The sequence below is a fragment of the Neobacillus sp. B24 genome, assembly GCF_055381825.1.
The window spans coordinates 5166354-5179255 of the sequence record NZ_AP035777.1 but is presented as its reverse complement, the minus strand read 5'-3'; the positions used below and the strand labels follow the sequence as shown (position 1 = coordinate 5179255).

Genomic DNA, 12902 nt, shown 5'->3' with positions numbered 1-12902 from the left:
GAAAAATTTTAGGTCTTCGTACGTGTTCCCTTATTGCGATATTTTGAGTACAATCTAATTTATGTGTGGGAATATGTGAATCCTATAACATAATATTGTCAGACGTAATACCAATAAGTTTGTCAGAAAGTGACGACAATTCCCAAGTATGCTCTCTTCCCCATTGGAGACAATGGTAGTAAGGGAGAGATGAGAGAGATGAAACCAATTGGTAAGCTTTATATAAGTCTGATTACGGCAACAGGTTTGTTTTTTGTTGTGTTTGGCGGCTTGACTGCGTTTGGCGTTGGTCCGGCTATGTCCGGAAGTGCTAGCGGGGACGGCGTTCGCCAGATATTTTTCCAAAAAGAAAAAAGTGACTTGGGGAAAATCGGCGAGATTTTGCAAGCCGAAGATATTTTGCTCGAGGAATGGTCGTTTTATGCACGTGAGCAGGTGACCGGTTTCGAAGGTGAGAAAGACGTGAAGGAATACGCAGACGAGCTAAAGCAGAAATTCCCCGGCTGGGAGTGGACGGTGACCGAAACCAGCGAGAAGTGGGAATGGACAGCAGTATCTCCAGCATCTACACACCACACAGAAGTGCTTCAATTCTTGGCAACCCGCACAAACCAACCTCAGGCTGCGTATATAGTATATAGTGTCAGGGGTAAGCAGTGGAACGAGTCCTCGGAGCGGTTTTTCTCGGGGTCAAAGTTTAAAAATAGGCTGAATGACATATTTCGAGGAAATCCTACAGTTTTTTCTTGTATGAAAGGCGTTTACAGTGATAAGATTGATACGGCTTTAGGATTGAAAATGGACCAGGTATTGTCCGGCTTTGATGCTAAAGAGCTCGAAGCGTTAAAAGAGGAGAATTTCATGTCTGTTTCTGCCGCGTCGCCGGTGTTTTCAGACAGCTTAGCTACGAAGAAAGATCACATGAATTTACAAATTGGATTACGCTCCGAAGGATTGGGCGCTCAGACTACCATTGTAGTAGGAACCCCTATCATTACGATTGAATATTAATATAGAGAAAATGGACGCGGAGGGGAATACTCTTGGAAAAGATTATCGTCCGCGGCGGACAAAGGCTGTATGGAACGGTTAAAGTGGAAGGTGCAAAGAACGCCGTCCTGCCTGTTATCGCTGCAACATTATTAGCAAGTGATGGAAAAAGTGTGATACGTGATGTACCTACGCTCTCCGATGTATACACAATTAATGAAGTTCTTCGCTTTTTAAATGCGGAGGTTCGTTTTGACAATAATACTGTTGTTGTTGATGCATCCAGAGTGTTGAAAGAGGAGGCGCCGTTCGAATACGTTCGAAAAATGCGTGCGTCTGTGCTTGTAATGGGATCGTTATTGGCGCGCAATGGCCGTGCTCGGGTAGCTTTACCTGGCGGCTGTGCGATTGGATCTCGCCCGATTGACCAGCATCTAAAGGGCTTTGAAGCCATGGGTGCAACGGTGAAGGTGGGCAATGGCTTCATCGAGGCGGAGGTAAACGGCCGCTTGCATGGAGCAAAGATTTATTTGGATTTCCCAAGTGTTGGAGCCACTGAAAATATTATGATGGCTGCGACTCTGGCTCAGGGTACGACAATCATCGAAAACGTGGCGAAAGAACCGGAAATTGTAGATTTGGCGAATTTCTTGAATAAAATGGGAGCACGCGTCAAAGGTGCCGGCACTGGTACGATTCGTATCGAAGGTGTCGATGTACTGTTTGGAGCGGACCATAATATTATTCCGGACCGAATCGAGGCAGGTACGTTTATGACGGCTGCGGCGATTACGGGCGGTAATGTGTTGGTACGCGGCGCTGTTCCGGAACATTTATCTTCATTAATTGCAAAAATGGAGGAAATGGGCGTAACGATCCTTGAGGAAGAAGATGGCGTTCGTGTCATCGGTCCTGATCATTTGAAGGCGGTAGATATTAAGACAATGCCGCACCCAGGATTCCCAACGGATATGCAATCGCAAATGATGGCCTTATTGCTTTGTGCGGAAGGCACCTCGATGATTACGGAAACGGTATTTGAGAACCGCTTCATGCATGTGGAGGAATTCCGCCGCATGAATGCTGATATCAAGATTGAAGGCCGTTCAGTGATTCTGCAAGGTCCTTCGAATTTACAGGGAGCGGAAGTGGCTGCGACTGACCTTCGCGCTGCGGCAGCGTTGATTTTGACGGGGCTTGTGGCCGATGGCGTAACACGCGTAACCGAATTGAAGCATTTGGACCGTGGTTATGTTGGTTTCCATCATAAATTAGCGTCGCTTGGAGCGGATATCGAACGCGTGAACGAAGCAGACGAGGAAAACTTCATCGAACTGGGGAATTATATTTCCGATTTGAATGCCTAAGGTGATGTGGGTATTAGGGCAGGGGCGTGATTTTATAATAGCCCGGGCCTGCCGCCATTCGGCCATTCGGCATCAACTAAATAACTATGAACAAAACCAAAGCAACGGGGCCTGGTAAACGGGTCCTGTTTTTATTTTGTGGAAAAGTTATCCACATATTCAGTGTTATTCGACTTATCCACATTGGTGCCTGACACCAATATGTGACTTTCCACCGTGAAAATAGTGCAGCCGCCGTGGATGGTGGGGCCCCTGCGGCCAATTGAAAAAAACTGTAATAATTGCTTGTCCGCTTCCATATGTTTTATTGAACGCATCCCGAGATAAGGTGGGCTGTGAATTTTACATTCTGGAGGCACATTCATGAATAAGATCAAACCACTCTTCGTACTAGTATCGATTCTCATTGCCTTGACGTTGATTATCCCAGCCGTTGTGGTTCTGCCCTTTTCTGGTGAGAAGGCGGGCGGCAAGTTGGGAGAGGCCCTGGCGAAACCGAAACCGGGGTCAGGGCAAGCTACTGAGCCGACAGCGGATTCGGCCGTGGAGGTTGCTGTGTTTCGTTCGGCAAAGTCTTCAACTGAAACAATGGCGATGGAGGACTATCTGATTGGTGTCGTCGCAGCTGAGATGCCCGCCGAATTCAATCCAGAGGCGTTGAAGGCCCAGGCGCTGACAGCGAGAACGTATATTTTGAACCGGATGATTACGAAAAATACCATGGGCGTTCCTAAAAGTGCGTTAGCCGAAGGGGCGTTGGTGACCGATACGCAAAACCATCAGGTGTACATGAGTGATGATGAGCAGCGCAAGAAGTGGGGCGCTGATTATGAGTGGAAAAAGAAGAAGATCATTGAGGCCGTACGCACGACGAGCGGCCAGATTTTAACCTATGATGGAAAACCGATTGATGCCATGTTTTTCTCAACAAGCAATGGATTTACCGAGAATTCGGAGGACTACTGGTCCGGCAATATCCCTTATTTGAGAAGTGTTTCGAGCCCGTGGGATAAGGAGTCTCCGAAATTCAACAGTCAGAAGGTGATGTCGGTTAAGAGTTTTGAGTCGGCACTTGGCGTGAAGGTAGGCTCGAGCGGTACGATTGGAAAAATTGTGGCCCGAACTGAGGGTAAACGCGTAGCCAAGGTCGATTTTAACGGCAAGAAGTTGACCGGCAAGCAGATTCGCGAGAAGCTCGATTTACGTTCGTCGGATTTTTCCTGGGAGCGCAAGGGAAGCAATATCGTGATTACGACACGCGGCTTCGGGCATGGCGTCGGGATGAGCCAGTACGGTGCCAACGGCATGGCGGAGGAAGGCAAGACCTACAAGGACATCGTGCAGTACTACTACAAGGGCGTCCAGGTTACGTCGGCGGATAGCATGCTGGCGACGATTACCGCGAAGAAATAGAGTGTGGGCTTGGGGTTGTGGTTAGCCCTATTTAGAGCATGAATAGGTGTGGAAAAAGTTACCTGAGCCAGGCATGGATGCCTGGCTTTTTGGGTTGGTTTGTGCAGGTAACTAGGGCTGTTGTAAATAAAAGAGGTAAAGTTGTAAATAAGTTAGTAAAAGTCGTAAATAAATTCGTAAAGACGTAGATATAATTCAAAAATTGTAAATAAATCCATTTAAGTTGTAAATAAATCAAAAAATGGAATATCAATCTCAAAAATAAGGGCATTCTTCTATGGAAAAGTGACTTAGGAAATGGTAATTGAGAGATTTTGTTACGGTTTTTGGTTGTTTTAGCAGGCCGAATGGTGAGATGTAAATAAAACTAGGAAAGTCGTAAATAAATCATGAAAAGATGTAAATAAAATCAAAAAGATGTAAATAATTTGATCAAACTTGTAAATAAATCAACTAAAAAAAATAACGACTAACATTTTAATAAAAATGACATGAAAAATTCACAATATATGTCGATATTTGCAGGGAAAAGAGGAGCAAAAAAGGAATTGAACCAAAAAAGAAAGGAATGATGCCTTTTGTATGATAAACCTTGTTCAATTCCTTTAAGAATTTTGAAACTGGAGGCTATTTTAGACGGACGGCTCCCACCATTTCACCCTGCGTTACCTGAAATAACAGGAGAATATAAACGGAGACTGGCAGGTTACCGTGGGGAGAAGGCGTTGGAGTTCCATTTAAGCATGCTTCCGGATCAAAAGTATCATATTTTTCATAATATCCGGCTGAAATTAGGACGGTACTACTTCCAGATTGATTTTCTCATCCTCTGTTCCGCATTTGCGATTGCCCTTGAAGTGAAAAATATGAGCGGTGAGATTATTTTTAAAAAAGCTCTGAATCAAGCTTTTTGGAAAAAGAACGGCGAAGTCGAAAGGATTAAGAATCCTGTCCTGCAGACCAGACTCCAGGCACGAAAGCTTAAAATGTGGCTGAGGCAGCATCATATTACGGATATTCCAGTACATTATCTTTTTGTAAATAGTAATGAAAAAACGATCATCACCACAGAAGGAGGAAATGAGCAGGTATTACAGGTTTGCTGCAATGGTGAAGCTTTAGTAGATAAGATAGAGCAAATTGCAAGCATGAATAAGGTAGAAAAACTAGATTCCAAAGAGTTAAAAAAACTGAGACGACTGCTGCTTGCAAAGCACACCCCGGAAAATCCTGATATTTTAAAACAATTCAATCTGTCACCTACCGAAATCCTCAGCGGAGTAAAATGCCCCCCATGTCGTTATTTACCGATGAATTATAATTATGGGGTTTGGTATTATCCAAACTGTCAATGTAAATCTAAAACGGCTCATATCCCGGCCATCGATGTTTATTTTTTACTCATTAAACCAACGATTACCAATTCTGAACTTCGGGAATTCCTTCATATTGGATCTCCTCGTGTGGCGAGTTATCTTTTAACCTCAATGAAAATTCCGCATACCGGCAAATTAAAAGGCCGGGTTTATCATCAACCCGACCCACCAAAATAATTTAACTAGCTCCATGTGAACTCACACGTCCCAGTACCCGCGCCAGCCCGCCAAACTTACCCCGGAACAGCGCCCCGCTGATAAAGTAGTAACAGACCAATATCCCGGTAAAATCCTTAACAAGATCGAAGAGCGACGCGGAGCGGTAGGGATAGAACGATTGGTGGATTTCGTCGCTGATGCCGTAGAAGGCGGCAAACAGAGCGCAGGCGAGGTTCCAGCCTGATGAGAAGTTGCGGCCGCGCCAGGTTAACAAGGCTAGCACTAGCAATACATATAAAATCGCGAATTCTATTAAATGCAGTGATTCTTTAATAGTATGGTCGAGTTGCGAGTCGGGCAGCTCGACGAAATGATCCGATGGCAGGCTGGATTGGATCCAGATCGCGGCCATGTAAAGGAGCGGCAAAAGGCGCAATATCCATTTCATGATGAGTACCTCCAAATATTTTTTCAAAAAATAATGCATAAAATTGCGGACATAAACGAAAAATAAGTTTTTTCAAAAAATTTTCTTGCCTCGTGTATATAATTCTAGTTATCTGTTCAGAATGATTGCTGAGGTGATGAAAATGAGAGAGGAAGAAAACAAACGATCTTCTCAAGGTTCCAGCGTAAAACGCTTTTTCAAAAAGCGTTGGGTATTTCCAGCCATTTATATTGCAAGTGCAGCAATCATTTTAACAGGAGTTCTTTGGTATCAGTCAAGCAGCAGTGACTCAGATAAATATGACTACAAGTCTACTGATATTACTGGTAAAAAGAACGACACACCAGCAGTCGAGGTTAACACAGCTTTAGAAAACTTCAAAATGCCGGTGGCGAAGAGCGCAGACGCTGTCATTAAGACAAAGTTCTATGATTTTGACGCAAAAGCCGAAGAGCAAGAAGCAGCATTGGTATTCTACAACAATACGTACTCACCAAGTACTGGTATCGACATAACAATGAAAAACGGCGAAAGCTTTGATGTTACAGCATCATTAAGCGGTACCGTCACTCGGGTCGATGAAGATTCTGTCCTTGGAAACGTCGTTGAAGTTGAACACGACAAAGGTATTGTAACACAATATCAGTCTGTGAAAGATATTAAAGTCGAAGTTGGCCAAAAAGTGAAGCAAGGCGATGTGCTTGCCAAGGCTGGACAAAGCATGTTGAATCAAAAAGCTGGAACACACGTCCATTTTGAAATTCGCAAAGATGGCGTCGCGGTTAATCCTACAAAGTATTTTGACAAATCGTTAAGCACGTTGCAAGAAGCAAAAGTGGAAGAGCAGCAATTAAAGAAGCAGGAAGAACTGTTTGAAGATGATTCCGAGCAGCCTGCCGATGACAAGAAGTCAGACGACAAACCTTCTGATGACAAAAAATCAGACGGCGACAACTCCACTGACAGCGACGACCAATCAACAAACACAACACAAAAGAAAAATTCTTAATATGGATTTTGTACCAAAGGGGAAGGGGAATGCTTTCCTCTTTTTTTTGTTTTATGGGGAGTGGGGGACCACGGCGGGCCACGGGGACGGTTCTACTGGTCCCTTACTGGTTCCTAAAGGAAAAACGTGCTTCCTGGACATTTAATGGCAAAAAAATATCCGGCACACAAGGCCGGATTATAAAAAGTAATTATAAAGGGGGGTTAATGAAAAAGATGAAAGAGATTGTCCTTTTCATGTCTCTATATTACCCCTTAAGTATGAACAAACTATGAATAAATCATGAAACAATTAATAAAATGGGGATTAGTGTTTATAAATGAAGGTTGTCCACGTGGGGAGGACAAATGTCCACGGCTGGTGCCTGACACCATTAGATGGGTTGCCACTGTTGCATGCTTAAAGATAGTGGAAAGGGTGCCCGACACCTACTTATATGGGACTCAAAGTTCCTGGGATGGAAGCAAAGGATCGCACCCCGCTTCCTTTTTAGTGTTAAAATGGGAATTAAAGGAGGGATTTTTGGTATGAGTAGGAGAGGACGGTTGTGGTTGCTGCTTTTGGTTTTGCTGACGGCGGTGGGTGTCGCTTCTGGATGCAGTAAGGAGCCAACGCCGCAGGAGCGGTTTGCACAGTACATATCTCTATGGAACAAGCAAAAATTTGATAAGATGTATGATTACCTTTCGAATGATGCGAAGAAGACGATCTCCAAAGAAGATTTCACCAGCCGCTATGAAAAAATTTACGAAGATCTGCAGATTACTGACCTCAAGATTGACTTCAAAAAGCCAAAAGAAGATAAACAGGCTAATAAAGAACAAGCACAGTATTCTTTTACCGCGAACATGAACAGCATTGCGGGAACGATAAAATTCACCCACGAAGCCACATTGAAAAAGCAAGAAAAAGACGATAAGTCGAACTGGTTTCTCGACTGGAACCCTGAGTTCATTTTTCCGGAAATGCAGGAGGGTGACAAAATTAGTTTGAGCACAGTCCCGGCGAAACGGGGAGAGATTCTTGATCGAAACGGGTCGGGGCTGGCTGTGAATGGCCAGGTGTATGAAGTGGGCGTGTCTGCCCCGGACGCCGGTTCGACGTTGGCGGCGCCAGTAATGGAGCCATTGGCAGCGCTGTTGAAGATGCCTCGGGAATCGATTGAAAAGGCACTGTCCGCAAGCTGGGTGCAGCCTGGCATGTTTGTACCGCTTAAAAAGGTGCCAATGGACGACCAGGGCCGGATTGCGCAGCTGATAGCGCTAGAAGGCGTGAAGACGCGCAAGGTCGATGCGCGGGTTTATCCGTATCGGGAGGCTGCGGCGCACCTGATCGGCTATGTTGGGGCGATCACGGCCGATGAGCTGGAGAAACTGAAGGACAAGGGCTACACCAGCCGGGATGTAATTGGAAAGCGCGGCTTGGAGCAGGTGCTCGACCAACAGCTGAAGGGCGAAAGCGGTGTGAAGATTTTTATAAAAAAGAAGACCGGCGGAGAGAAGGTCATCGCGGAAAAACCTGTGGCCGATGGCAAAGACGTTAAGCTGACGATTGACGCTGATTTGCAGAGTGTTATTTTTAAAGAAATGAGTGGTGGCTCAGCAGCCGGGTCTGATGGTGTGGTAGCGACAGCCGGCGAGGTTGGCACGGCCGCGGCAATGAACCCGGTGACCGGGGAAACGCTGGCCCTCGTCAGCAGCCCGTCATTTGACCCGAACCAAGCGATGCTGGGCTATTCTGCAGATGAGCGGAAGGCAATGCAAGATGACGGACGCCAGCCGATGCTGACGCGGTTTAAGATGACCTATGCACCGGGGTCGGTAATGAAGCCGCTGACGGCGGCTGTGGCGCTTGGAAACGGCGCAATTAAGCCGGAGGATGCTGTTGACATTCAAGGGCCTCAGTGGCAAAAGGACCCATCGTGGGGCGGCTATTTTGTGACGCGGGTTCACGAGAGCAGCCCGGTCAATCTTGAAAAAGCGTTAGTGTACTCCGACAACATTTATTTTGCCCAAGCTGCATTGAAGATTGGGAAAGAGAAGTTTGCGGCGGGCTTGAAGGGGTTTGGCTTTGAGGAAAAGCTGGACTACGCCTACCCGCTGGAGACGTCCCACATCGGCAATCTGGGCAGTGAAATAGCACTGGCTGACTCCGGTTACGGCCAGGGTCAGGTGGAAATGAGTATTGTTCACCTGCTTTCTGCCTATACGCCATTTGTCAATGGTGGCAATATGATCAAACCAGTTCTGCTCACAGATGAGAAACAGGGGCAGGTGTGGAAGGAAACCGTTGTTTCTGCTGAGAATGCTGGGCTGATCGCCAGTGATTTGCGGAAGGTAGTAGGTGATCCGGACGGAACAGCTCATGCCGCGGAAATGGCCGATCTTCCGCTGGCAGGAAAAACCGGAACAGCGGAAATCAAGCAAAAACAGGGCGAGACCGGAACGGAGAATGGATGGTTTGTCGGCTGGAATGCCGTGGAGTCCCCGAACTTGATGATTGGGATGATGGTTGAGGGTGTCCAGGACCGCGGAATGTCGAAGGTGCCGGTTACCTTGGTGAAAAATATCTATATGAAGCTGAAGTAGGTTGTGGCAGCTTTGGAAATCCCTATGAAAAAGTCTGGATGCTATTAAAAAGGGGCATCCAGGCTTTTTTCTTTTGCCGCCGGCTGCCATTGGTATTTGTCCAAATCGATTAGGCCATTTAGCCCGATCTCAACACCTTCGGCTTCGAGCGACATCCATTGATCGTTGAAGGATTCATCGTCCTGCAGGGCGATCTGCCCCTTGGCATTGATGACCCGATGCCACGGAAGGCGGTGCTTTTTGCTCATTGAGTGCAGGATGCGCACAACTTGGCGGGCAGCTCGGGGACTGCCAGCCAAGCCGGCAATTTGGCCATAGGTAGCGACTTTGCCAGCGGGAATGATCTTTATTATTCCGATAACAGTTTCAGTAAAGGGTGTCATGGTCAGATCCTCTTCTTTAAAAATTCTGAACAAGCCAATCAACTTATTATATAATATTTTTTAAAAAGACAAGAGAGGATTTGGCAAAAATGAAAACACTGCTATTAACCGGATTTGAACCGTTTTTAGAATTTCCGATCAATCCGACTGAAAAAATTGTTTCGGAACTGGATGGGACTATTGTCGGCGATTTTACCATAAAAGGACTGCTGCTGCCGGTGAAATATGAAGCGGCCGGGAAAAGAATTTTAAAGGCAATCAAGGAACTGCAGCCCGATGCTGTTCTTTCGCTTGGATTGGCCGCTGGTCGGGCGTCCATTACCCCTGAGCGGATTGCCATCAACTGCCGCGACGGGGCTCCTGATAACAATGGCGTCATCCTGGAAGATGCGCCAATTGTGGAGGACGGCCCGGCAGGCTACTTCTCAAAGCTGCCAATACGAAAATTTGTGGAGGCTCTTGCGGCACAGGGATATCCTGCCAGCATCTCAAACACTGCAGGTACATATTTATGCAACAACGTCATGTACGTGGTGCTGCATGGACTGGGTGCTGCGACAGGGGACCGCCAAGACATCCCGGCCGGATTCGTTCACATCCCTGCATCACACGAACTCGCTGCCGCAAGCAAAAAAGAAATCCCATCCTGGTCCCAGCGCGACCTGACCGAAGCCGTAAAAATCATGATTGCTACGATGTAAATAGTGCTGTGGGTGTGTGTCCATGTGGGGAGGACAAATGTCCACGGATGGTGCCTGACACCAATACATAGCTAACCACCGTCGTTAGATGGAAAATGGTGTCAGGCGCCAATCCCCACGGAACCACTATTAAAAGACAGCAAATGGTGCCTAACACCACTTTTACCCCCAACACTGTGCAAAACTTTCCTCCGACAAATTTCTCGGGAAATATTCCAGTCTGCCCCAGTATTTCCTTGCCAACCTCAAGCGGTGCAAGGGTTTGGGGATTTAGGCCCAATTGTCGAATAAACCACTATTATCTGACTTATCTGAAAATAAACAAATACTTTGTCCTGTTTGGCTATTTTGTGCATAAACCCGTATCCAAGCTAATAGAATGGTTACAAACCTTTACAAAGAGAGTGTTTGAGGTGAGGAGTCGTTTGAGGTTAACGGGAACTTAGCCGGGGATATGATTTATTCATTGTATGATCCAGAAAGTAATTACTTTCTGCCGCGTGAATCGCTGGTGCACGTCCTTATTAATGCCAGAACACAGAAGCAGAGGCTTCTCCAGTCCGGAAGCTCGGGTTGGAACACACGCGGATAGCAGAATTGGTCGAAGTGATAAGCGAGTCTCATTTCACACTACTCACATCCATATTAGGGAGGGCGAGAGTGTGCACGATTACATCAAAGAGAGGACTATCAAGATTGGAAAGTATATCGTGGAGACGAGAAAAACGGTTCGCGTCATTGCGAAGGAGTTTGGCGTATCCAAATCTACAGTCCATAAGGATTTAACAGAGAGACTTCCTGAAATTAATCCTGAACTTGCAAACGAAGTGAAAGAGATATTAGATTACCATAAATCCATACGCCATTTACGGGGCGGCGAGGCGACAAAAATGAAGTACCAAAAAGAAGAAAAAGAAGGAGAGGCTGTTCAAAAATAGCCAAAAACGGGCGAATGGTGTCAGGCACCATAGCCTTTTTTTGTACAACTTTTTAAAAAACGGCACAAGTGAGACAGTGGGAGCCAGTGGAAACGTCCCCGTGGTGCCCCCGTGGTGCCGCTGCAGTGGGAACCAGTAGAAGCAGGAAATTTGACTATGGATGTCGAATTACTTGTACAAAAACTTTAAAACTTCCTGCTTACTCAGGCAATCAAAAATTTTGCGATAATTCCTTAGAAGTAATTCCTTTAGATTAAAATTCCGTTTACTTATAAAGTGCTTCGAAACTTGAGCAAAACTTCCGATTGCCTATATTAGAACCGTCCCCATGGTTCCACCTACACGATTCTGCAAATTTTTACAATGTTTGTTTTAAATTGTTATGGTTATTTTAATGAATGTGATACAATAAACAATTAGGAAAAGTATGTGGAATCCGTCTATAGGAGGAAAGGATAGAGAGATGTTTGCAAGGGATATTGGAATTGACTTAGGAACGGCCAACGTGCTGATTCACGTGAAGGGCCGCGGAATTGTGTTGAATGAGCCTTCTGTCGTAGCGATTGACAAGAATTCAAATAAAGTGCTGGCGGTCGGCGAGGAAGCTCGCCGCATGGTGGGACGAACACCTGGGAACATTGTTGCGATTCGCCCGTTAAAAGACGGCGTTATTGCTGACTTTGATGTGACCGAGGCGATGCTGAAGCATTTCATCAATAAATTAAACGTAAAGGGCTTTTTATCGAAGCCGCGCATCCTGATTTGCTGCCCGACGAACATTACAAGCGTCGAGCAAAAAGCGATTCGTGAAGCGGCGGAAAAAAGCGGCGGTAAGAAGATCTATCTTGAAGAGGAACCAAAAGTAGCGGCTATTGGTGCCGGCATGGACATTTTCCAGCCAAGCGGTAACATGGTCGTTGACATCGGTGGAGGAACAACGGATGTGGCCGTGCTATCCATGGGCGATATCGTCACTTCATCATCCATCAAAATGGCCGGTGACAAGTTCGACATGGAAATCCTCAACTACATCAAGCGTGAGTATAAGTTACTAATCGGTGAGCGTACAGCTGAAAATATTAAGATTAACATTGGTACCGTATTTCCAGGATCACGTTCGGAAGAAATGGAAATTCGCGGGCGCGACATGGTCAGCGGATTGCCGCGTACAATTACTGTCCGTTCCGAAGAAATCGAAGGTTCACTTCGGGAATCTGTATCTGTTATCGTGCAGGCGGCTAAAAGTGTGCTAGAGCGGACTCCGCCAGAGCTTTCTGCAGACATCATCGACCGCGGCGTAATTTTAACTGGCGGCGGCGCCTTGCTGCACGGTATTGACATGCTGCTTGCGGAAGAATTAAAGGTACCGGTATTAGTGGCAGAAAATCCAATGGATTGTGTCGCTATCGGCACAGGGATTATGTTAGATAACATTGATCGCTTACCAGGCAGGAAGCTAGGTTAGACCCTCGACCAGATTGGAGGATTTAGCTCCGACCCGATCTCGGTCAGTAAATTTTATAAAAATAA

General features: G+C 46.1%; 11 protein-coding genes. 9 read left to right on the top strand and 2 right to left on the bottom strand.

The annotated features are described in order from the left end of the window. Window positions 1–198 precede the first annotated feature (198 nt). The 4 genes from ACZ43M_RS25480 (at window position 199) to ACZ43M_RS25465 (ending at window position 5323) form a co-directional block, all read left to right on the top strand. Window positions 199–1011 (top strand): YwmB family TATA-box binding protein, encoded by an 813-nt coding sequence (locus ACZ43M_RS25480; protein WP_464505309.1) that lies wholly within the window; start codon window positions 199–201, stop codon window positions 1009–1011. A 32-nt stretch (window positions 1012–1043) separates the two neighbouring features. Continuing rightward, entirely contained in the window at window positions 1044–2357 is a 1314-nt protein-coding gene (murA, locus tag ACZ43M_RS25475) for a UDP-N-acetylglucosamine 1-carboxyvinyltransferase (protein WP_464505308.1), read from the top strand. Between the two features lie 363 nt (window positions 2358–2720). Further along, a complete protein-coding gene (spoIID, locus tag ACZ43M_RS25470; protein WP_464505307.1) occupies window positions 2721–3770 on the top strand; it encodes a stage II sporulation protein D in 1050 nt (349 codons plus the stop codon). A 578-nt stretch (window positions 3771–4348) separates the two neighbouring features. Next, a complete protein-coding gene (locus tag ACZ43M_RS25465) occupies window positions 4349–5323 on the top strand; it encodes a nuclease-related domain-containing protein (protein WP_464505306.1) in 975 nt (324 codons plus the stop codon). 1 nt (window position 5324) lies between these two features. On the opposite strand, the gene ACZ43M_RS25460 is transcribed toward ACZ43M_RS25465, so the two are convergent. Beyond that, a complete protein-coding gene (locus tag ACZ43M_RS25460; protein WP_464505305.1) occupies window positions 5325–5753 on the bottom strand; it encodes a VanZ family protein in 429 nt (142 codons plus the stop codon). A 142-nt stretch (window positions 5754–5895) separates the two neighbouring features. On the opposite strand from ACZ43M_RS25460, the gene ACZ43M_RS25455 reads away from it, so the two are divergent. Both ACZ43M_RS25455 and ACZ43M_RS25450 read left to right on the top strand, forming a co-directional pair. After that, window positions 5896–6762, top strand: coding sequence for a peptidoglycan DD-metalloendopeptidase family protein (locus ACZ43M_RS25455; RefSeq protein WP_464508114.1), 867 nt, complete (start codon window positions 5896–5898; stop codon window positions 6760–6762). A gap of 527 nt (window positions 6763–7289) precedes the next feature. Further along, entirely contained in the window at window positions 7290–9350 is a 2061-nt protein-coding gene (locus ACZ43M_RS25450) for a penicillin-binding transpeptidase domain-containing protein (protein ID WP_464505304.1), read from the top strand. Between the two features lie 44 nt (window positions 9351–9394). On the opposite strand, the gene ACZ43M_RS25445 is transcribed toward ACZ43M_RS25450, so the two are convergent. Beyond that, window positions 9395–9733: an MGMT family protein gene (locus ACZ43M_RS25445; protein WP_464505303.1), complete on the bottom strand. Its 339-nt coding sequence runs from the start codon at window positions 9731–9733 to the stop codon at window positions 9395–9397. An 89-nt stretch (window positions 9734–9822) separates the two neighbouring features. Here ACZ43M_RS25445 and ACZ43M_RS25440 point away from each other — a divergent pair, with 89 nt between their 5' ends. The 3 genes from ACZ43M_RS25440 (at window position 9823) to mreB (ending at window position 12837) form a co-directional block, all read left to right on the top strand. Next, the gene (locus ACZ43M_RS25440; protein WP_464505302.1) at window positions 9823–10434 is read left to right on the top strand and encodes a pyroglutamyl-peptidase I; all 612 of its coding nucleotides are present in this window, start codon (window positions 9823–9825) and stop codon (window positions 10432–10434) included. A gap of 662 nt (window positions 10435–11096) precedes the next feature. Then, window positions 11097–11372, top strand: coding sequence for a sporulation transcriptional regulator SpoIIID (gene spoIIID / locus ACZ43M_RS25435; protein WP_066309827.1), 276 nt, complete (start codon window positions 11097–11099; stop codon window positions 11370–11372). A gap of 463 nt (window positions 11373–11835) precedes the next feature. After that, window positions 11836–12837 (top strand): rod shape-determining protein MreB, encoded by a 1002-nt coding sequence (mreB, locus tag ACZ43M_RS25430; RefSeq protein ID WP_464505301.1) that lies wholly within the window; start codon window positions 11836–11838, stop codon window positions 12835–12837. The last annotated feature ends 65 nt before the right edge of the window (window positions 12838–12902 follow it).